Raw genomic sequence first — 23,031 nt, forward strand, 5'->3', positions numbered from 1 at the left:
TATTTTAAAACAGCTTCTTTTATATCACACACTAGAACTTATAAGTGTTTAATCCCACTTCTTCATTAAATTCTCTGTCAACCATTCCATCAATGATATCAATAACTATTTCACATGTTGCACAAATCACGGCTTCATTTAAGTGTCCCCCAAAGGCATGCAGTTCATGATCTGCTATGGTTATATGAAGATGAGTATATATTTCCCCATTCATTGTAGATATATTTCCAGTCAAATTAGTTATCTCAAAATCACCTTCAAATACTTTAGAAAAATACTCCTTTTTTTCAACATCAAATAATCCAACTTTAACTTTTCCAGCAGCTCCTAAGCCACTAACTGAAGCAAGGGTGATACTTTGTTCTTTACAAAACTTTGTAATAGTTTGTACAACCTCTTCACCCCTATCGATTCTCATGACTATCTTGTTGCCAAATCTTTTAAAATCCATATATATATCCCTCCTAGAAATTATCTTTTGTTTCTTTAGTCAAAGTATAAATTTTAAATTTAATCTGGTCAATATCCAATTTTGAATCGATTACTATCTCATCTATTTTGACATCGGTATTTAAAATTTCTTTAACATTTAATTCTATTTCTTTGCTTTTATCCTTAAATAATAGTTCTCTATTATAATCAACCAACCTGATATTTTGAGGATTTTCCAACAATGTATTTTCATATGCAGTTCTCGTTTCAAAAAATTGAACTGTAAGGATATCCCCTTGAATGAAGGCCTGTACATTTTTAGGTCCCTTGCCGGTAGATGATTTGATAAACTTTGCCATAAAGGTTTGAACCTTTATTTCTAGTTCTTTCTTTGTATCTTTTTGAAGAAACATCGAATTTATAATTGTCTCTTTAGCCCTCATCTTGTAAAGCTTCAATGCCGCCTTTTCCATAGCCTGAACTAGCTCCTTTGTATCAATAGGCTTTACTATATACTTATCAATACCTACATCTACTGTATGTATAACGGATTCGGCATCGGATATAGCAGTAGTAATAATAATAGGACATACCTCATCAATGTTTCGGATTTTCTTCGCCATTTCTATACCATCTATTTTGGGCATTTTTAAATCTGTAATGACTATATCGGGGTCGAATTCATTAAATTTTACAAGCCCTTCCTCTCCATCGGCTGCTAAGCATAGCTTGCCAACTCGTCTTTTAATAAATCTAGCTAACTGTTCCCTAACAAATTCTTCGTCTTCCACGTATAAAACCTTGAGATTATATAAAATGCTTTTATTCTTGTCTGACATCTTTATCAACTCCACTTCTTGGAACTATAATTGATACACATAAGCCATCATTTCGATTAGTAATATCGATATTCCCATGAAAATTCTTTTGCATAATAACCTTAGACATGTGAAGTCCCAGACCCGTACCTTTTCCTTTACTCTTTGTGGTGAAATATGGTTCAAAAACATCCTTAATGATGCTTTCATCTATACCTCCAGCGTTATCTTGTATCTGTACAACCTGCATACTACCCTTTGAAAAAATTCTTATATCAATTCTACGATGATTTAATCTTTTTTCAATTAATGCATCAATAGCATTTTGTATAATATTAAATATTACTTGTGAATACTGATTAGCATGGCCATAAAGCATGCCATCTTCAACAACATGTATATTTAATCCAATTTCATAAAGTCGTAAATATTCCTCAAGGAAATTAATAGTTGATTCAATATTAGATTTTACAGAAAACATTTCTTCTTGACTTTTGGGATTAAAAAAATATCTGAAATCATCAATTGTTTGTGACATACGATTAATAAGCTTATTAGATTTATGAACCAAATCTTCTAGATATTCTTCCGTTAACTCCCCATATTGATAAGCATCCTGTATATTTGAAAATATCAATCCTAATCCACTTAATGGTTGACGCCACTGGTGAGCAATATTGCCAATCATTTCTCCCATTGCAGCCAATCTTGACTGAAAAATCATTAATGCTTCCTTTTTATTATTTTCATCCACTTCTTTTTGAAACATTTTCTCTAATTCAATGTTAATACGTTCTAAATCTAAAGTAATACGATTTTTATTTTCTATATCGGAGTAATAGGTGCTAGTTTTTTTCCTATCGTAATAGATATCTATATTTTTTTGTTTTGACCCAACTGATATCTCCGTTGCAACTTGGTTAATAATTTTTCTAAAGCGTTCTTCGCTTCTTTTTAAAGCTTCTTCTTGAATTTTTCTATTAGTAATATCCCTAGATACTAGGATTAGCTTCAACTGATTTTCTAGTTTGAATAAATGTGCATTGACTTCTACAGGGATAGATTTACCTGTACTTGTAATTAGAATATCTTCAAAGATCATTGATTGATTTTTCTTTAAAGTCTCAACCATATGCTTGAACTTTTCCATATTTGAGTACTTTGAAATATCTAGATATGACATCTTTAAAAATGTTAACTTATCATAATCAAGACTCTTACAAGCTTTTTTATTTACTTCTAAAAACTCTGTAGGCAAATTATTTTCATCTAAATTTAGTACAAATACACAATCACTTCCGCTATTAAAAAGGCGTTCATATTTTTCTTTATTCCGAATCAATTGTATCTCTAGGGATTTTCTTTGTTCAATATCTTTTTCTAGTTCCATATTTAATTTATTTACCTGTTTTAATAGACTAGCTTCCTTTTCTAATTGTCTTTTATCCTTCTTAATTTTATAAATATAAAACATACATGAAATAAAGATTAATATGACAATAGTAATAACTATAACTGTTTCATATGTTTGATTTCTAATGAATTTTGTCATCTCTCCATAATCCATTGAGACAGTAACTATCCAAAACTGATCTCCTATCCTTGCAGGAGAATAGGCACTAAACTTCTTCACTCTTTTTTTGTGTTTATCGTGATACCATATGGAGTGATAAATCCCAACCCCAGATTCTCCATTCATCTGTTTTTGAACTAAAGCTTCGAGTTCTGACCAATCATAATCAGGAAATTCTTCCTTTCTAGCCCTCATTACATGTCTTCCTATGTCTTCTTTTTTGGGATGCATTAATAATACTCCATATCTGTCTTTTACAGAAGCATAACCTTTGCCCGTTCTAATCGGTTTAACAAATTGATCATAAATCTTATCCAGTTTGACCTGAATACATAGTATTGCCTCAATTTTCGAATCATAAAATACGGGCTCATATAGTCGAATAAAGAATTGTCCATCAAAGGAATAAACATTACTTACAACAGACGATTTCATTTTTATAACCCTTTGGATATCATCAAATAAATAGGGATGAATTGATAAATCATTCTTAGGATATTGATCAATAACCTGGGCATTAACCCCTAATAATTGTATTTTATCTATATTATCTTCTTGGATAATATAATATTCCTCTAAACTATTAAATTTTGTATTTAAACCATGGGATAAAATATATTTCTCAAACTGTTCTTTAAATAGTTTGTTTTTAGTGATGATTTGAAGATTCTCACTATGATAATCAAAATAACGTTCCAAGCTTCTCGATACGGATTCTGAAATAGTCAATAATTGCTGTTGTTCCTTTGATATTAAATGATCTCTTATATTTTTATAATTTATGTAAAATGCCACTATGATAATTATTACTCCAATTAAAGTGGCCAGTATCAATTTAATTAAATCATCTAATTCCTTTTTTTCTTCCATACTGCCATATCACTCCTCGATGACATTATATCACATATTCTTACATTTTTTTCTTGTTGATAGGAAATCTTTGCTTTCTATAATAGTATGATCACTGGCTGATATTTCTAAGGAACTACCATTTTAAGACATGGACTACTTTTTGAAAAAAAATGACATAAGTTTCGTCTTTGTATTCCTACTTAAACATTTCATACAAAAACTTGCAAACCTATGCCTGTAACCAGACTATTAATATTAGCCCAGATTATATAAATTTTTCAATTGAGCAAATTCCATAATTACTTACTACAAAAACTATCTACTATATATAGTTTTAAAATCCCCAAACCTATACCATCAAATATGCTTATATCTTAAGTGATTAACTTGAGTTGTGCAAATTTTAAATAGTTAAATTTACCAACTAATTTTACACATAAAAAACAGCATAAGTCCTAACACTTGTGAAAAAGCCGACGAGCCTACACAAGGAGGATTTAAACTTATGCCTATAACTAGTATTCCCAATAACAGTGAAGTTTTAAACTATATAAATAACTTAAATTTGGATTTTTCTAAACCACAGTTTAATCATCTCAAGAATTTAGTGACAGGCATAATTAGTATTGATAGCAAAAGAAATATTTCTAATTTATCTAGCAAAGTATTAAACAGTAAAGACAGAAGCTGTGTAACTAAGTTTTTAAATAATTCGCCCTGGGATGATAAATCCCTTGATGCTTGTAGGATAAACAATTTATTATCTTTAACTAAGCCGAAGGCTAATGAGACTATATTTATTGTAATAGATGATACAGTTATTACTAAAAGCAAAGATACCAAGCATATAGAAGCTCTAGGGTATCACTTTTCTCATACCGAAGGTAAATCCGTATGGGGACACTGTATAGTTTCGTCTCAAATTATAACTAAATCACACTCTGTTCCTTTAGGGTTTAAACAGTATTTCAGTGAAAGTTATTGCAATCAAAGGAATTTGACCTTTGAAACTAAACTTGAAATAGCAAATGATTTAGTTGATGTCTTTGCTAAGGCAAATACTTACAGACAGAATAAAATTTACATTCTAACTGATAGCTGGTTTGCATCCAAAGACTTTTTTGAGAAAAATTTATCCTGGGGATACCACACTATTAGTGGATTTAGAACCAATAGATGTATATATCCCAAAGGCATAAAAGTTAAGATATCTGACTTTATAAAATATACTTCAGAAGATGATTTTAAAGATGTTACTATAAAAGATAAAACATATAAAGTCTATAGGTACGAAGGTAAAGCCAGTGGTATAGATAATGCTGTAGTTCTAATATGCTATGAAGCCAATAAAACTAATCCTAAAATAGTAGCTATTTTATCTACTGATACGGAACTAAGTAGTAAAATCATTTTAAAGCATTACTCTAATCGGTGGAAAATAGAAACATCATTTCTATACCTTAAAGATAGACTAGGATTAAAGCATTACCAAATGCGTAAAATTAAAGGCTTTACAAGATTTTGGTCAATTGTCTACTTAGCTTATACTTTATTAGAGCTCTATCGAGCTAGAATAAGTCAAGAAAAATCTAAGCTAACGCTTGGAGATACAATACAGAAATTTAAAGGGGCTACCTTTAAGTCTTTAATCACACTGATATATGTTTGCTAAATTAAATATCAATTTATATGAGCTGTATAGGGTCTTTGGGCTAACGCCCTAGAATTTTTGCACAACTCAAGTGATTAAATTAAGGATGCTATTCCCATATTAGGTTTAGCCAAGTCAGAGTTATGCAATTTCCTCAATTAAATATTTTCATTGACAATATTCTTTTTTCTCTTAACTCTATCTTTTATAAAAGGATAAACTACTGAAACTACAGTCAAAGTAAGTAACACAATTGAAACACCTGATTTAAAGAATATACCATAATCTCCATCTGATATTGTTAAAGCCTGTCTAAAGGATTGTTCCATACTATTTCCAACTATAATTGCAAGTATTAGAGGAGCTGTAGGAATTTTAGCCTTTGACATAAAGTAACCCATAATACCAAAAATAACTAATAAATAGAAATCAATAACGCTATTACTAATTGCATATGTTCCAACGAAAGCCAGTCCTAATACTATCGGATATAATATTTTTGGAGGAATAGCCAAAACCCTTACAAGAAGTCCTGCTAATGGGATATTTATAACTGCTAGAATCACATTTCCAATAAACATACTTGCAATTAATCCCCATGCAAGGTTAGGATGTTGTTGGAACAACATTGGTCCCGGTTGAAGACCCAACATTAGTAAAGCTCCCATCATAACTGCTGTAGTACCAGAGCCAGGTACTCCAAGGGTAAGCATAGGAATTAAAGCCCCAACGGAAGCAGCATTATTTGCGGATTCAGGAGCTGCTAAACCTTCTATTGCACCTTTACCAAACTCTTCTGGATGACTTGACATCTGTTTCTCATTATTGTAAGCCATAAGGGATGCCATAGTTCCACCTGCCCCAGGAAGAGCCCCAATAAAAAATCCTAGCGGCGCACTTCTAAGGATTGGCCACTTACTCCTTTTCCACTCTTCTTTAGTAATCCATATTTTACCGAATTTGGTTTGCATTTTCTTTTTGCCTTCTTTTATCATCTTAAAGCTCTTAAATACTTCTCCTAAGGCATATACTGCAATAATTACTACCAAGAAATCTATTCCCGTCTGAAGCTCCAAAATTCCAAAGGTAAATCTAGATACTCCCGATTGGGCGTCTATGCCTACAGTCGAAATCATAAGACCAATAAACATGGAAATGAAGCCCTTTGTTAAATTCCCCTTTGTCATAGAAGATGTAGCAGATAATGCAAAAACCATAAGCATAAAATATTCTGCTGGCCCAAATTTCAATGCAAATCTAGCTACAGGTTGTGCAACAAATACCATAACGATGGTAGCAAGAATACCACCAATAAATGAAGCTATGGCAGACATAGCCAGTGCCGACTCCGCTCTCCCCTGCTGTGCCATAGGATAGCCATCAAAGGTTGCTGCTAAAGCAGCACCATCACCGGGTGTATTGATTAGTATTGAACTTCTAGAACCTCCAAACATCGCTCCATAATAAACACCACACATTGTAATAAGTGCGGCTTCTGGTCCCATAGAGAAGGTAATAGGTAATAAAACAGCTACCCCCGTGGCAGGCCCAAGACCTGGAAGCATTCCTACTATAGTTCCTAAAATTCCTCCTAAAGTTACCCACATTAAATTAATCGGCTGTAAAGCCACCGAAAAACCCTTTAATAGATAAGCTAATGCGTCCATTATATCACCCCCTAATTAAAGATTTATAAAAGGCATAACAGGTAATGTAACACCTAGAAACTTTGAAAAAACAATATATATGAATAAGCTAAAGCATACCGATATAATTGTATTTGTTTTCCAATTTTCCTTTCCATTAAACAACAATAATATAATTTCTAAAAATACTATTGTTGAAATCACATAACCTAATTTATTAAAAATCAATCCATATAAAATACAAGTTAAGCTTATATAAATAATCAACTTAATATTTTCATTATCATGCTTTTGACTACTTTTTTTCCCTTTAAATCCTGATTTTTTTATTTCCTTCAGGGATAAAACAACCCCCAACAATATCATTAATACTCCAACTCCAATTGGAAAAATCTTTGGTGCTAGAGGGTTACCTATTGCCGCTTCAGGTAATAGCATAGCCTGAATAGTATAAATAATTCCTATTAGTGTTGCAAGCATTCCTGCTAAAGCTGATAGATTCACAGTGTTCACCTCGGCTTTACTTATTATAGAAGGGGCTGTCTCAAAGGCCAATTCCTTGAGTTTTGACCTAAAGACACCCCTAAATTAGACTCACTACTTCTTAAGCATACCTATTTCAGAAAGTATTTCTTCGTATCCCTTATTAACTTCTTCTAAGAAAGCTTTAAATTCATCTGATTTTTGATATGCATCGTCCCAACCATTTCTTTTACAAGCTTCTTCCCATTCAGTAGTTTTAACCATTTTGTCAAGGGTTTCTGCCCAGTACTTAGCTGCATACTCTGGCATTTCAGGTGCCCCAAAAAGTCCTCTCCAGTTGACAAATATACCATCTATACCTTGTTCTTTACATGTTGGAATATCTGCAACTGCCCCAGTCCCAACTCTATGATCAGCTGTTTGTGCTAATGCTCTCATATCTCCACTTTCAATCAACCCTGTAACTTCACTAAGTCCCGTAGATAATATATCTATATGTCCACCTAATAATTGACTGTTAACACCTTCTTGGAAACTTACATAATCAATTTCCTTTAAGTTCTCTATACCAGCAGCCTTTGCAATCATTAAGAACTGAATATGATCCATACTTCCAACGGAAGATGCTCCACCGATTTTTACACTCTTAGGATCCTTTTTAAGGGCATCCATTACATCGTTAATAGTTTTGTACTCTGAATCACTTTTAACAACAAAAACAGCATAATCTGCAATCAATCTAGCTAGGGGAGTAGTATCCTTATAGCTAAGCTTTGTAGTACCATTCAAGTTTGTTAATAGTAGTGGTGAGGAATAAACGGAGATTAGCCCATCGCTGCCTTTTTTCTCCTGCATATAAGCAAGGTTTACGCTTCCACCTCCACCAGGTCTATTTGTAACTGGTGTTGGAACTGAGGATAATTTTGTATCCTGTAATACTTTAGAAACTGTACGAATAGTAAGATCCCATCCGCCACCGGCACCACCCGGTGCGATAAATTCCATTGCTTTTTTAGGATATTTGTCGGCATCTGATGTATTTGCGGTATTCCCACTATTTGCATCCTTTGCACTACACCCTGCAAAAAGACTTGCTCCTACCAAGCTAACCGCTAATAACCCTGCTAAAACTTTCTTTCTTAGTACCACTTAAATTCCTCCCTTAATTTTCTTTATTTTTAAAATACGTCTCGGCAGTATCATGGATATATAAAAGCATTTCCTCAACACTATGGGCTCTACTTCTTGAGCATACCCAAACGTATTTATCACACAAAAAGCATTTCCTTTGGGCTTTTCCTATCGTCCCACGTCCAATAGAATTTCCCGAAGAATCAATCACATCAAAGTCATATATTCTTCCTAGGTTATCCTCCTCTTCAATTTCCGTACAAAGTATTTTTATTTCTTCTGCTTTTTTATCTACTACAAGAAATGCCATTGGTCCAGTAGCTTTAAAAAATACCTTTTCAAAAATAGGGTTAATATTATGCTGCTTCAATGAAGCTTTAAGCAGCTTTAATCCATTGCTAAATATCTTTCTGTATAGCTGACCATCTTTCTTCGGCCCTGGGATGTTTAATTTAAAAGCTATTAATGTATTTTTATAGCTCTTGATTAGCATATTTTGATATATAACACGATTTTCTCTCTCTAGTAAAATAGACTCAATATTCTCGTTAGTAGTCACCTAGTATATCATCCCCTGCTTACCTGATTGATAACATCTATGATACTTCCATCACGGTATTCAACTACAGCAACAATCTTATCTGTATATTCAATTGGCTTTGGCTCTCCAGTAGTCCTTAATGCCATATCCCTTAGGTCTTCAATGGTAACAATAGGCAATCCTCTATCTTTAAGGGCTTCAATTAAATCCCTACGTCTTGGATTAATAGCTATTCCCCTATCAGTTACTAAAACATCCACTGTCTCCCCCGGTGTGATAACAGTATTTACACGATTTACTACAGTTGGAATTCTACCTCGAATAAGGGGAGCAACAATTATTGACATCTTTGAACCTGCGGCTGTATCTGAATGGCCTCCAGAAGCTCCACGTATTACTCCATCGGAGCCAGTTATCACATTAACATTAAAGTCTATATCTATTTCTAGGGCACTTAATATTACCACATCTAATTTGTTTACAAAGCTTCCTTTGTTATGGGGATTTGCATATAGCGATGCATCTATTTCATGATGATTTGGATTATTTATGATTGACTCACAAGCCGCCAAATCAAAGGTTTGCACATCAAATAAATGCTCTATAAGCCCCTCTTCATAAAGCTCAACCATTGGCTTTGTAATTCCACCTAATGCAAATTTCCCTTTAACTCCCTTATCCTTCATCTCTTCCTTTAAAAATCTTGTAACAGCTAATGATGATCCTCCAGACCCCGTTTGAAATGAAAAACCATCTTTAAAATATCCTGAATTAACTATAACTTTGCTGGCATACTCTGCAATTAGCAATTCCTTAGGATTTTTAGTATACCTAGTTGCCCCAGAGGCTATTCCATTTGGATCTCCTATGGAATCCACCTTTACAACATAATCAACATCGGTCTGACAAATACTTGCAGGAAAATTGGGATAAGGCACTAAGTCATCGGTAATGAGAACCACTGTATCTGCATACTTGGCATCTACTTTAGAATATCCCAATGACCCACATATTGTATTTGCTCCCTTACCACTGGCATTACCATACTCATCACATCGGGGCATACCTAGAAATGCAATATCAATATGTATATCTCCTGCTTCAATAGCCCTTGCTCTACCACCATGGGAACGTATAACAACTGGCTTTTTCATTATCCCATTAGAGATGGCTTCTGCTAATTCACCCCTAACCCCACTTGTATAAATTCCTGTAATCACTCCACTTTCTACATACTTCTTAAGTGATTCATGAACGGTGGTCAGAGAACTAGGAGCGATTGTAATATCCTTGATGCCCATTTTAGCTATTATCTCAATTACCATGTTTATAATATAGTCACCATTTCTAAAATGGTGGTGGAAGGAAATCGTCATTCCATCCTTTATACCTGCTTTTTTTATGGCTTCTTCTAAGCCGTCAATTACTTTACTATCCTTTGGTTTTACCTGCCTTAACAGGGGGGCTGCTTTTCTTCCGACTGGTTCATTTTTAAAGGGTGCAGAATAGTTATGTACCTCTTTATATCCAATAATACTTTTAGGAACTTCCCGTCCGATGGAATTCTTCATTTTACTGTCCCTCCTTCTCCATACCAGATACCTTAGCTAATTCCAATATTCTTTCAGCTCTTTCAACAATAGGTTTATCGATCATTTTTCCATTAAGGGAAACCACTCCTAAGCCCTTTTCCTTGGCTTCTTTTATTGCTTCTATAACCCTTTTGGAGTGCTGTATTTCCTTTTTATTAGGTGCATATATTCCATGGACTGGAGCAATCTGTCTTGGATTTATTATGGACTTTCCATCAAATCCCAATTGTTTTATATGCTCAACTTCCCTACGAAAGCCCTCTTCGTTGTTTACATCGGAGTAAACAGTATCTAGTGCATATATTCCTGCGGCACGAGCTGCCACTAGTATTTGACTTCTTGCATATAAAAGCTCTATTCCCTCTGGGCTCCTTTTGGTCTTCATATTTGTTACAAAGTCCTCTGCTCCAATTGCTATACCAATTAATCTTGAACTTGCCTGAGCTATTTCCAATGCGTTTATAACACCTAATGGACTCTCAATTGCACCCATCATCTTAGTTGAACCTATGGGGCGTCCAATTTTTCTTTCAACCTCTTCTATTATCTCTTCTACATCCAATATATCCTGAGCCGTCTCTGTCTTAGGCAGCCGAATAACATCTACTCCAGCCCTGACCATGGCTTCTATATCATTTCGACCATAGGGCGAATCTAATCCATTAATTCTTACAACAATCTCCGTATCCCCATAATCCATGGTTTTTACAGCATTATAAACCAATAGTCTTGCTGAATCCTTTTCTGAAAGAGAAATGGAATCCTCTAAATCAAACATCAATGAGTCTGCTCCATAGATATGGGCATCTGCAAGCATACCAGGGTTACTACCTGGAACGTACATCATTGTTCTCCTAAGTCTCTTTTCCATCTATAATAACCCCCAATCCATCTCATTTTCCTTCTGTGCTGACCTCATAACTGCACTCTGTACCCTAGCACGTATAGTACAGTCTAAGGCCCCACGATCAACTGCCCTTACTATCACATCGGTTACATTTAACTCTTTAAGTGTTTCTAATATAACTTTTCTAATTTGATCCCCAAATTGCTTTTCCACTGAGCTGCTTAGATATATTTTAATACCAGACTCTTCATTTTTTTCTATTACTACATTGATATCACTTGATTCCATTGTTCCTGCCATACCTGTCTTTACAATTTTCATTTTTGTCCCCCCTTTAGGTTGATTTCTTAGTACTCCTTAATTAAGGCATATGGAAAGAAATAGTTTAAATAACAAGTGAAATGACCTATTTATTTTTTGAATATGCCTAATGTCTATTTAAAGAAGCATCTTGAATTTTTTTTATTACAGCTTCACCTTCCTTTGAAGTTAAAAAAGAATAGGTTGAAGGTGGAACTATGTCCCTAGTTTTTTCTATTTCACTATTTAAAATATATGATCTAACCTGCGATGCACTAATATATACATCATCCATAGATTTTCGAGGAATCTCCTTTACCTCAATTCCATGCTGGGGCAATATTTTCTTTAATGACTCATTATATGTATTTGTGATATCACAATATGGTTCTTCACCAACATATCGTCTATTTATTCCAAGGCAGGGCCCAATATATTTCCCAAAAACCCTTGCATCTAAAGCGGTATGCAATTGAGCAATCTGGGATTTTTCCTTTATAAAATATGATGGAAAGGTAGCATTTGAAATAATATAATTACCGCCTTCATGGATAGTGACATTTTTAATATCCTTTACCCCTTCCTTTATCAGGCTCATTCGAATCCCATAGGGAAAACTGGATTCATCAGAGGATAAAACGAAAATATGTAAATGATCACTTTCCCTCGATGCCCTTTCAATTAAGTACCTATGTCCAAATGTGAAGGGGTTTCCATTCATGACAATAGCACTTATCCTTTGCCCATCTACTTTGTACCTTCCCAATTTATCTAAATAGTTTCCTAAGCCATCAGGTCGATTTTCCATTAGTACTACCTTATTATCAACCTCTTCTATAACATGAAAACCTAAAAACTCAAAGCTCTTCTTAGCAGATGGTTTTGTAAATAAAAATATATCGTCCACATTACGTAGGTATTGAATGCGTATTAATTCACTCATAAGCATATTTAATACCTTTCCTCCTTGATAAAGCTTATTTACAGCTATACACCTCAAGGTATTAGCTTTGACTCCACCCACAGCAATTAATTTTTCTTCATCAAAAATACCTACCATTTCTTCTATTGATGGGTCTATAGTCAAATCATTCTGCTCCAAAAGATTAAGCACTTTTTCCATTGTATTTTCTTCATGAATATTTATTTTTTGGATTTGAAATTCATCATATGCCATAGATACCTTTCCTCCAGGCTAAACATGTATAGATTCACCCTAAACTCTCTATAAATGGGTTCTACATAATAAACAACAAAAAAGGCCAGCATATAAAATTCCTAGAATATCTAAGAATTTTATATACTGACCTTTGATAGCTTAACAAATTTGTTATCTCTCGCTTTGTCAATATACATATTATTAAATTGCATTTTAAGACTTTATGATTTTCTACCCCTCTTGTCTTGTTCATGGTCTACACTCAGCATCCATAACAAGCCCAAGAACATGTTAGAAAACGTTTTTTCAAGTTTATTATACAACAAAATTTATAAGAATACAATATTTTTTATTGCTTTTTTTATGCATTCAATGTCTCTATAAAATACATCATTATGGTAACAGCTAGTAAATCAGCTGAACCCCCAGGGCTCACCCAATGCTTTATGCACCATTGGTCAAATCCCTTAATAGCCTCAATCCCTTCTAAAGAAAAAATACCGCCTATCTCAATAATTCTTTTGCCTCGATTTTGTACCTCTTTTAGCATTTCAATATTATGACGTCCAAGAATATTTGAATCCTCTGTATGGGCCATTAAATGTAATAACACCTGCACCAATCTGTCATTCAGTGATCCTGTTTTAGATATCATTAGTTTCTTTAACAAAGGCAATCCATAATCCATAACCGTTTTAAATCCTGATGCAACTTCTCCTCGTATCCCAGTAACTCCATATTTTACATATAATTTCTCACCATAGGTTAGCTGCTTATGAAATGTTTTACTTGTTAATTCCCTTTCAACCAAGCCCTCCGTCATATATATTACTTGTTCACATATATCTGGGGCACACCAAGTACGATTTGGATTCATCCTATAAAGATATCCTATAACTGCACATATAATTCCTAGGGAAAAAACCAGCCCCTTATGGGTGTTTACATTTTTTGTAATAAAAAACATTCTTTCTTCACCTTTGATTCCGAAAGATCGAATGGACTTTAATAGATTTTTGATAGACCCCGTATGTTCTATACCTGCCAACGTACAATCATAAAACATTTCTCCAAGCACAGAGCTACTATCCATGAAGGTAAAAAAATTCATATCATTATGGGCCCCGTTATTATTTCGGTCTACTAATCCTGGTTTTGGCGTAGCAGAGACTTCATAGAGAAGAGAACGAACAGCCATGGACTCTATCTCTTTTGCAAAACAATTTTTATTCTTCAAGATCATCTCTCCCATGTTTTCCAAGCATATCAGCTCCAATAATACCTAATTTGTTTTCTCATATACTATAAATGATAACCCATGTTGCTAATTAATTTCAAGTATAAAAAGGGGAGGACGGGGATGACCAAATACTAATTTTAGATATATTTATTTTTTCTTCCTCATTATCAAAATAGAGCTTACTATGATAAAACATAGGATAGCTGTAATAAAAATAATGTAATTCCTTATTTGCTTATTTGATATTATTTTTTTTATATCCTTCTTTTTATCTTCCTGTTCTTTGATAGGCTTTTCTTCTTTTTTATCATCTGGGATTCCATAATAGTTTGACTGTACATTACCTGACTTTCCTATTATTACTGCATTTCCCCTTAATTCATTTATAAGCTGAAAGTCAGTCAAAAACTCCTTAGCCCAGCTTAACCCTTGGTCTTTAGTGGCAGTAATTATAAGTGCTTTTTTGCTTTCATCAAATGGTGATTTAAGAAGCTGCAAAGAAGCTAAATCATTATTATAATCATCTAATAATGTTATCCTTTCATTAGATATAAATCTTTGAAATTCCTTATCAAACTTAATGTGCAATTTATCATTCATAGATTTTATAATACTATTTTTAATTGGAGTCCCAATAATAATTAAGTTCTTATCCTTAAATTGATTAGTATCTCCATCAAAAATTAAAGCTTCTATATCATCCAAACTATTAACATTACGACCTAGGGCACTAGCTATACTTCCCACTATGCTCATTTCGTAGGAAGATGGACTTCTAGGAACTACTACCATCAGATCATTAAATCTCTTATTTGTAATAAAAGGATTTTCATAGTTCTCAAAAAAACTATCATTTCTTTTTTCATGGGGTAAATATAAGTATGATTCATTTGAAATATATGCCCAAGAGTTGCTATCACGTCTATAATTACAATCTTGACTATCTAATTCTAGATAAAAAACTATTTCAATATTATAATAATCGTTTTCTTTCACTTCTTTAGGTATTTCTATGTCAAATCCATCATTATTTGCGGTTTCATAATCCAGCTTTTTACTTCCAATTGGCACATCATTCAAGTATACTGTTAACACGGATCTTTCAAAATTTAAAACCTCAGAATACCTCATATCAATATGTAAAAGTGATCCCTCTTTTACAATCCAACTTTTAGGTATATTAACCCCAAAGGTAGCTTTTTGATAAAATATTCCTTCTAATTTAATGTTTGAATAACCTAGGTCTTTTAGGTAAATATACTGAGATTCCTTTGGGCTTTCCTCATCCATCTTTAGTATATTAGGTATAAACTGATAGGATTTATCCATTTGGGCTATGATATTATCATTAGATAGTGCCTTTACAGCCTGTTGACTGCTTTTTTTATCATCAGATAATATAATTAGCATCTTATAATTACTATTATAAGGAGAACCTAACTCCTTAATCAATGCATTATTTGAACTCAAATTAATTTCTTCCTGGGATAATAAGTCCAATATTTCCTTTGGAGTATTATCCTTGCTTCCAATATAAATTATATTACTTTTATCCTTATTAGCAGCTTCACTGAACCTTGATATATTAATATCTAGCTTTGAATAGGGATATCTTTGCCCAAAATTAGCTGCTAAAACCATGGCCGCATTTACCTCATTGCTGCTAAAATTATCTGGTATAACTATCATATTGTTTAATGGGTTATTATTTGTTTCTTTTAAGTATGGGTATGGATATTCTTTTAAACTCAAGCTATCATTTTTTTCCGCAAATTCTATATGAACATAGGAGTCTTTATGAAATACTATCCAATTCCCTGGGTTTATGATATCAGTACAGGGTTCATCTGTGATTCTATGATAAACCTTTATTTTAACTTCATTAAATCCTTGCTGAATTTTATCTAATGGAATAGGCACTCTTATCTTTTCTTTGTTTACACCCTTATCATATAAAAGAACGCTGTAAATTGGAGAATTATTTACTTCAATGGTTAAAGTGGAATTTCTATAGTTCTTTATTTGACTTTGACTAAAAATCAATTCTAAATAGGAGTTATCCTTAACCTCCCAGTACTTGTTGATGTCAACAAAAAATGTATGACTTCCAAAAATACCATCTATGGTAATATCCTCATTTAAATGATAGTTCTTAGCTTCTATTTCTTTAGTTACACCGGCCACTTTGTATAGATTTTGCTCTAGGCTATTATTATTAGTAGTATTACTCTCTCCAATAATTATCTTCTTTACATATCCATCAATTCCTATTTTTGTAAGATTCTTGAGGACTATGTTCGCCTTAAGCTTATCTTCATATGGTCCTATATAAATCCAAATTTTATCTTTTTCCTCCTTATATGCAGGAAGTTCATTCTTTATTAAAAGATCATATACCTTGTTAGCATTATATTGACTCTGAAACACTCCTGCCTGGACTACATATTTTTCATTGGCATTTGCTTGGGTATAGATTAGACTAAGATTTAAAATACAAATAAATATTACACATGAAATAAAGATTTTTAATTTTTTCATTCTCTCACCCCAATTTAGAACCTCTCTGTCTTATACCACTTCGTTTCTTTTTTCAATAAAACATCCTTAAAATATAATATTATTCCTTTGATAGCAACTACCATCCATAGCTGGCAATATGTAAAATACATAAGTGCAACTATTAAAATATTTTTGTAGTTACTTTCTCCCTTCTCCATGGTTAAGGTTATGCTTACTTCTAGAATAAACAAAATATAGGCAAGTATCCAAAGGAGTAAATAGTTGCTGGATAAGCCTATCTTTATATTAGTAAATAACCCTAATATAAAAATAATGTCTGATATTATAACCGATGATAGAAAGAAAAAGTATACGGAAAAAAAGTAATATAAATCAAATAAAACACTTTTTGTTTTTTCCCTAAAAATATTTCTTATATATTTAACAAGTACATATACATTTCCCTTTGCCCATCTTGTTCTCTGCTTGAACCAAACTCTAAGCTTTTCTGGCTCCTGTTCCCAGGTGACAGCCAAGGGCATAAATCCTATTCTATAACCCATTTTATATATCCTAAAGCTAATCTCAGTATCCTCTGCTATAGCATGTATATCCCATCCTCCAAGGGCTTCCACAATACTTTTTCTAATGATAAAATTAGTTCCTGGAATGGTACAAAGTCTAAATAATTGCCATCTTCCTGCCTGAGCCATCCATTGAAAGCTTAGGGTTTCGATATTTATAAATCTCGTTAAAAGGTTTTTACTTTTATTTCTGGTTCTAAACTTTCCTATTACTGCCCCTAACTCCCTTGAATTAGTAATAGCATATACTAAATATCTTAAAGCCAATTTTTCCGGAGTGTTATCGGCATCATAAACTGCGATAAACTCACCCCTAGAGTTTTTATAACCTATATTTAATGCATTAGATTTTCCTTTACCCCCAGTTATTTTGTCGGTAGTAATGACTTTTAATCTTCCCTTGCCATATGTTTTTTTTATTTCTTCTAATATTTTTCCCGTATTATCACTGGAATTATCGTTTATAACAATAACCTCTAATTTATCTTCTGGATAATTGAGGGATAACATAGACATCACAGTTTTACCAATAACTTTTTCTTCATTATGGGCTGGTATCAATATGGATACAGAGGGAAACTCTTTAAGTTCCTTAAGTATATTTATTTTCTTTCCCATAGAAGTAGTATAAAACCTATATCCACTGAAGGTTAGAAATATGTTTAATAATAAAAGAACCCAGGTAGAAATCAAAGAATATAGAAAAAAATAGTCTATTACATTTAAGCCCATATTATCAGTCTCCCAGTAGTTTTTTATTGGCTTTTCTCTTAGAGTTAATGAAAATAATTAGAAACATTATATTTATAGTTAATACAAGACCTATCAATATTTTTGTTCCCAATTGAAATTTCCCTAGCAGAGGATTATTTTCTGTATCTTTCAACCCATCAACCTTTATTTCTCCATCCTTTGAAATTATACTTATTTCTTCCCATTTAACCCAATTATTTTCTTTTTTCAAATCATAAAATTCTATATCCTGAGCCTCAATAAACTCGACTATTTCTTTTAGATATTTAATATCAATATATGGATGATAAAATACCCCTGCCGTAAATCCCCTAACAACAGAGACCCTATTCATATTATTTTCAATTTCATTTATAGCCAAAGGATTATTAACATCAATATACCCAAGATTCTCTGGAACCAGCTTGTTGAATAGTTGTGTATTGTAAAGGTTATATGGATAGCTTGTTGTGGTAAAACCTTGATCACTGGTTTGAATATGTCCACAATATGTTGAAAAATAATTTTTTAAAATCCCATACCCCTTTTGACAAATAGCATAATGTGGTGCTTCAAATGCCAGTGGGTATATACTATTTTTCACAGATTCCTGTACACCTAAGCCTATTCTTTCATGTATCCATTTTTCCATATCTAAATCTAGGGGACTATCATTTATTCCATCCCAAAATTCATAGCCTTCTCCACTTAGTTCCCCTCCAAAGCCTTGATGAGTATATCCGTGCAGAATTATACTCCCTCCAAGCTCCTGCAAATATTTCATAGTTTCAACAAACTCAGGTTTTTCTGACATTGTAGTTATATAGGATGAATCTGGGCTCTTATAGGCAGGTATCATTGCTATCATAAATGGAATGTTTTTACTATTTAGGTACTCTCCTATAGCCCTTAGTTTCTCCGTATCCCTAAAGGGATGTACATCCTCTAGTCTTATAAATACTTTGCTACTTTGTATATCATGTTCATCAAAAATATCGTACAAAACATCTGAAAATATATAGAATAAAGTGGGATAAATCTCTGCCTTAGATACATACCAAAAATTATTTTCTCTGAGGATATAAGGATACATTTTATTGCCATCATTAAGCCAAGAATACACCTCAGTATTCTGTGAAAGCCCATCTACAATAGCTAATTCATCAACCCTTCCTATATTAAAGCTTTTATCCTTATAGGATATATTTACAATATTGTCTGATTCTCCCTTGTATTTAAAGGTTATATTTTCATTGTCCTTTAAAAGCTTATCTATTCCCCTACCAATCCAGCAAAGGGTTTTTTCGGTCTTAATTAAGTCATTCACTAAATCTGAATTTGAAAAATCTCCTTCTATGCCCATAATGAATACATAGTCATACCCACTCAATTGCCCTTTTCGATAATCCCGTTGATGCTGTTCAAAAACATCTGCATCAAAATGCCCTAATAATTCCCTGTAGGATGTTACAACATCTTCCACATATCCAAAATACTGCCTAGCGTCATAAATCAATAACACTTTTTTGCTATTTTCTTCAGCATTACATAATTGAAGGGGATATAAAACAACTATTAATATAAAAAAAGATATCAATATCCTTCTAAATATCATATTCAAGCTCCTTTTGGACCAACTCTTTAAATTCAAAAGAACTAGCCATGCCCTTATTGTATTGTAAAATCGCAACCTTTGTATCAAATTTATATCTCTTTTTAACATCCTCATCTAACATAATATCTTCTAGTTTCTTTTTGAGCCTTGATTTAACTATATCCGCTCCAGCTACATCTGTATTTGGCATTATTACGGCAAATAACGCTTCATCTATCTTATACTTTTTATCTTCTGTTCTTGTGACATCTTCAATAGCTTCTGATATAGCTTTAAAGACCCTACTTATTTTATATCTTCCGTAAATATTTCTCAATTCTTCTAAATACTGAATTTCAGTCAACATTACTACTAAGTTAAATTCATGTCTTTTAGCTCTACTCATTTCTTCATTTAAATCTTTATAGAATTCCTTTGAATTACTAAATCCAGTTGCTTCATCTATGGTAACTAAATCCTTTAATTGCTTTTCAAATTTTAAATTTTTATCTCTTATCTCGTCTATTGAATCCGATAATCTTCCAGAAATAAATGCTGATAGGGGAAATAATATTATCCAAAAATAACTACTTTGAAAAACTACTGTCTCATAAAATAGACTTTGGTATAACATGTAGCTTCCATATCCAAATACTAAAAAAGCACTAGAAATTAAACCCGTTATTAGATTAGAATAAAAAGAAATGACTATTATTAGAAAAGTTAACACATATAAAATATAATCACTAAATACAGCTTTGTCTATATTTATTATGAGCAAAGTCGTTATAATAAATATTTCTATAATTAAAAGTAGAAAAAATACATCCACATGTCTATTTTTCATTAATGCTCCTCCTAGGGTTTAAATGCCAATAGGGCTTGAAGGTTATCAAAGGAGTACACCTTTAATGTGACTATATCTCCAAAGCTTCCATAAATTGGGTTGGTTTCATCTTGTACCTGTAGGGCCAACATTCTGTTAATTATGGCTGTATATAATGACTTGTCCCCTATATTTTTTGCTATTCTTGCTGCTATGGCATATGTAGCAGTACACTCTACTTTTTCTACAGGCTCTCCAGTTCCTACATAATACTGAGCAAAAATACCTTGTCCATAGTTGATTTGCTTCCTTATCCATTGTATAGTCTCTTCCTTTACTACCCCCACTTCACTGAGATGCAGTATGACTAAAAAGGCATCTATTGAGTTTATAACTTCACTATCTACATATTTAGCTTCATCTATGCCATAGACTTTTTTATATAATGGAAATTCATCATATAAATAGCCATCTTCAATAACATTCAATCCATTGTCATATACCTCAAGCCATTTACTATTTATATTAGAAAGAAGCTTTATTGTATGTAAATCTATATATGCGGCATCAATTTGCTGTGACTTATATTTGTATTCCATATCATAATAGTTGTTTAAATTACCTTCATATATGTTATATTTCAGCATCCCTTTATTGATTTTTTTCATCATATTATAGTAATCTTTATCATTCCAAACTTCATAGGCATGTATTAATGCACGAAGGATTCTAAGATCATCAATGCTAGCACTGCTAATTGATAGTGTATGGTCATCTTCTTTAATTCTCCATCTTACTAAACCTGTCTTATCTAGCATTTTATCCTTAACTATATTGAAGTGCTTATCGAATTCTTCCTTGTCTCGAATCCTCGCATAATATAACATAATAAGTCCTTCAGACTCAGAAAGTATCTCATGTCCACTTGCCATTTCTTCAACCTTAGGATTTTCTAAATAATTGGTATATATACCTCCGCTTTGGGATGACATACTTTCCTTTATAAAATTTAAACAAAGCTCTTCCTGTGAATACTCATCTGTAAAACCACTTTTGTCATTTACATCCACTATATTTAGCTTAGGTGAGGACTTTAACCTAACAAAGCAAAATACTGCCATTATACTCAAAATAATGATTATAATCTTTTTCATAAATATGCAACTCCTTTAATTAGAGAAAAGACCCCTTCTTCGATAATTTTCGACACGCTTCCCCAAATTCCTCTTTTTTTCTACTTTTTATGTTAGGAATTAAAGATTTCTTGTATATTATTATATATGTCTTTTACAGAAGGTAATTATGCAATTTGCTTTCTCGAATAGCTTATTGTGTTTACAGACCCACAGATACATTAGAATATTAATACCCAAAAAACAGCAAAAAAATAGCTTATTAGCTATTTTAAGATTATTGACAAAGTCAACAGGATCATAGTATTCCTAAAAACCTAAAGTTCCAGGTGTGATGAAAGGAAAAGACCTCAGTGTATATAGACATATCCACTATATTAATCCCTATTGACTTACATAATATTTAACTGTATTTTCCATATTGTTATTATCCATAAAATAATATCTTGAATCATGTACTCCTATTTGAAATAATGAGTAGCCTAAAACAAATTCACTATCCTTAAAGGTTTCAAAGAATGCTTTAAAGGCTGCTTCCTGCTCATTTTCACCTTTTATAGACTCTAAGCAGTAATTCCAAGGCTCAACAGTTGTTCCTTTATAGCTTGTATAGCCAACCTCACCAAAAAATATTTTTTTGTTATAGTGATCAGATAATTTTTTAATCTGATCATAGATAGGCTGCATTCTATCATAACGTGTGGATGACTTCCAGCTATTAATTAGCTTATCTACATTTGAAGTAGGTTTATCAACTAATTCAAAATACGCAGGTATACTGATAAAATCTACTTTTTGTAAATATGAAAGATTAAAAAGTGAGTCATAGTATTCATAACTTTCAGGAGCCCAATCCGCATTATACCACCAATTCACTTTAAATCCTATTTTAGCACTTGTTCTTTCCCTAACATTATTTATTATTCTTGACCAATCATTTTCATAATAATAAAGACTTACAAAATTATTTTCGATTAATATTCCTTCTATCCCATAGTCTTTACATATTTCTAAGACCTCATCAATACATTTATACCATGTATCAAAAAAAACTTCTGTATTGTCTGGACAATACTCAGTTTCCACATTTTCTCCTTGTTTTATCCATGGAAATAGCTCTATGAATATTTTATATTTTCCCTTAGATATTCTATCTAAAGAACTTTTTAGATTTTGTTTTTCTTCATCAGACAACTTTGCTATACTGCTTGTAGTAGAATCTATATCAATTTTTACTGAGAGGTTTATAGTATCAACCCCTAATTTTTCAGCATTTTCCAAGGATAAATTTATATCATATCCTGGTGTTAAGGTAGCCGAATTAATTTCAAATCCCGATTGAGCAAAGGATATATATGGTAATAGCCAAATAAACATAACCAATACATATTTTTTCAC

The 23,031-nt window shown here is 32.5% G+C and carries 19 protein-coding genes; 1 reads left to right on the top strand and 18 read right to left on the bottom strand.

The window, feature by feature from the left end:
* Window positions 1–31: 31 nt before the first annotated feature.
* From N4A68_10560 to N4A68_10570, 3 genes are read right to left on the bottom strand one after another with little or no spacing between them, the layout of a single operon-like run.
* A complete protein-coding gene (locus tag N4A68_10560) occupies window positions 32–451 on the bottom strand; it encodes a DNA-binding protein (GenBank protein MCT4564734.1) in 420 nt (139 codons plus the stop codon).
* Between the two features lie 13 nt (window positions 452–464).
* Window positions 465–1,271, bottom strand: coding sequence for a Na-translocating system protein MpsC family protein (locus N4A68_10565; GenBank protein ID MCT4564735.1), 807 nt, complete (start codon window positions 1,269–1,271; stop codon window positions 465–467).
* Window positions 1,255–3,693: an ATP-binding protein gene (locus tag N4A68_10570; protein MCT4564736.1), complete on the bottom strand. Its 2,439-nt coding sequence runs from the start codon at window positions 3,691–3,693 to the stop codon at window positions 1,255–1,257. Before N4A68_10570 ends, N4A68_10565 begins: the two co-directional genes overlap by 17 nt.
* A 487-nt stretch (window positions 3,694–4,180) precedes the next feature.
* Between N4A68_10570 and N4A68_10575 the strand changes: the two genes are divergently transcribed.
* Window positions 4,181–5,347, top strand: a complete 1,167-nt coding sequence (locus N4A68_10575; GenBank protein MCT4564737.1) for an IS701 family transposase — start codon at window positions 4,181–4,183, stop codon at window positions 5,345–5,347.
* Between the two features lie 137 nt (window positions 5,348–5,484).
* Here N4A68_10575 and N4A68_10580 read toward each other — a convergent pair whose 3' ends face one another.
* From N4A68_10580 to N4A68_10650, 15 genes are all read right to left on the bottom strand, one after another.
* Window positions 5,485–6,993: a tripartite tricarboxylate transporter permease gene (locus N4A68_10580; protein MCT4564738.1), complete on the bottom strand. Its 1,509-nt coding sequence runs from the start codon at window positions 6,991–6,993 to the stop codon at window positions 5,485–5,487.
* Window positions 6,994–7,008: 15 nt separating this feature from the next.
* A complete protein-coding gene (locus N4A68_10585; protein MCT4564739.1) occupies window positions 7,009–7,476 on the bottom strand; it encodes a tripartite tricarboxylate transporter TctB family protein in 468 nt (155 codons plus the stop codon).
* Window positions 7,477–7,569: 93 nt separating this feature from the next.
* Complete coding sequence (locus tag N4A68_10590) at window positions 7,570–8,604, bottom strand: tripartite tricarboxylate transporter substrate-binding protein (protein MCT4564740.1); 1,035 nt, start codon at window positions 8,602–8,604, stop codon at window positions 7,570–7,572.
* A gap of 13 nt (window positions 8,605–8,617) precedes the next feature.
* Window positions 8,618–9,145, bottom strand: coding sequence for a citrate lyase holo-[acyl-carrier protein] synthase (gene citX, locus N4A68_10595; protein ID MCT4564741.1), 528 nt, complete (start codon window positions 9,143–9,145; stop codon window positions 8,618–8,620).
* Window positions 9,146–9,153: 8 nt separating this feature from the next.
* Complete coding sequence (citF, locus tag N4A68_10600) at window positions 9,154–10,698, bottom strand: citrate lyase subunit alpha (protein ID MCT4564742.1); 1,545 nt, start codon at window positions 10,696–10,698, stop codon at window positions 9,154–9,156.
* 1 nt (window position 10,699) lies between these two features.
* On the bottom strand, window positions 10,700–11,590 hold the full coding sequence (gene citE / locus N4A68_10605; protein ID MCT4564743.1) for a citrate (pro-3S)-lyase subunit beta: 891 nt from the start codon (window positions 11,588–11,590) through the stop codon (window positions 10,700–10,702).
* Entirely contained in the window at window positions 11,591–11,887 is a 297-nt protein-coding gene (gene citD / locus N4A68_10610; protein ID MCT4564744.1) for a citrate lyase acyl carrier protein, read from the bottom strand. It lies immediately after the preceding gene.
* A 106-nt stretch (window positions 11,888–11,993) separates the two neighbouring features.
* Window positions 11,994–13,043 carry a [citrate (pro-3S)-lyase] ligase gene (gene citC, locus N4A68_10615; protein ID MCT4564745.1) on the bottom strand — a complete coding sequence of 350 codons (1,050 nt, stop codon included), beginning with the start codon at window positions 13,041–13,043 and terminating at the stop codon, window positions 11,994–11,996.
* Between the two features lie 343 nt (window positions 13,044–13,386).
* The gene (citG, locus tag N4A68_10620) at window positions 13,387–14,268 is read right to left on the bottom strand and encodes a triphosphoribosyl-dephospho-CoA synthase CitG (protein MCT4564746.1); all 882 of its coding nucleotides are present in this window, start codon (window positions 14,266–14,268) and stop codon (window positions 13,387–13,389) included.
* 144 nt (window positions 14,269–14,412) lie between these two features.
* Entirely contained in the window at window positions 14,413–16,803 is a 2,391-nt protein-coding gene (locus tag N4A68_10625) for a cellulose biosynthesis cyclic di-GMP-binding regulatory protein BcsB (protein ID MCT4564747.1), read from the bottom strand.
* A 14-nt stretch (window positions 16,804–16,817) separates the two neighbouring features.
* Window positions 16,818–18,080, bottom strand: a complete 1,263-nt coding sequence (locus tag N4A68_10630; protein MCT4564748.1) for a glycosyltransferase family 2 protein — start codon at window positions 18,078–18,080, stop codon at window positions 16,818–16,820.
* A 4-nt stretch (window positions 18,081–18,084) separates the two neighbouring features.
* Window positions 18,085–19,695, bottom strand: coding sequence for a polysaccharide deacetylase family protein (locus N4A68_10635; GenBank protein MCT4564749.1), 1,611 nt, complete (start codon window positions 19,693–19,695; stop codon window positions 18,085–18,087).
* On the bottom strand, window positions 19,685–20,521 hold the full coding sequence (locus tag N4A68_10640) for a GGDEF domain-containing protein (GenBank protein MCT4564750.1): 837 nt from the start codon (window positions 20,519–20,521) through the stop codon (window positions 19,685–19,687). The genes N4A68_10635 and N4A68_10640 overlap by 11 nt, the downstream gene beginning before the upstream one ends.
* An 11-nt stretch (window positions 20,522–20,532) precedes the next feature.
* Window positions 20,533–21,654 (bottom strand): glycosyl hydrolase family 8, encoded by a 1,122-nt coding sequence (locus N4A68_10645; GenBank protein ID MCT4564751.1) that lies wholly within the window; start codon window positions 21,652–21,654, stop codon window positions 20,533–20,535.
* Window positions 21,655–22,017: 363 nt separating this feature from the next.
* Window positions 22,018–23,031: a hypothetical protein gene (locus N4A68_10650; protein ID MCT4564752.1), complete on the bottom strand. Its 1,014-nt coding sequence runs from the start codon at window positions 23,029–23,031 to the stop codon at window positions 22,018–22,020.

This window comes from Maledivibacter sp. (assembly GCA_025210375.1).
Classification (GTDB): Bacteria; Bacillota; Clostridia; order Peptostreptococcales; family Caminicellaceae; genus JAOASB01.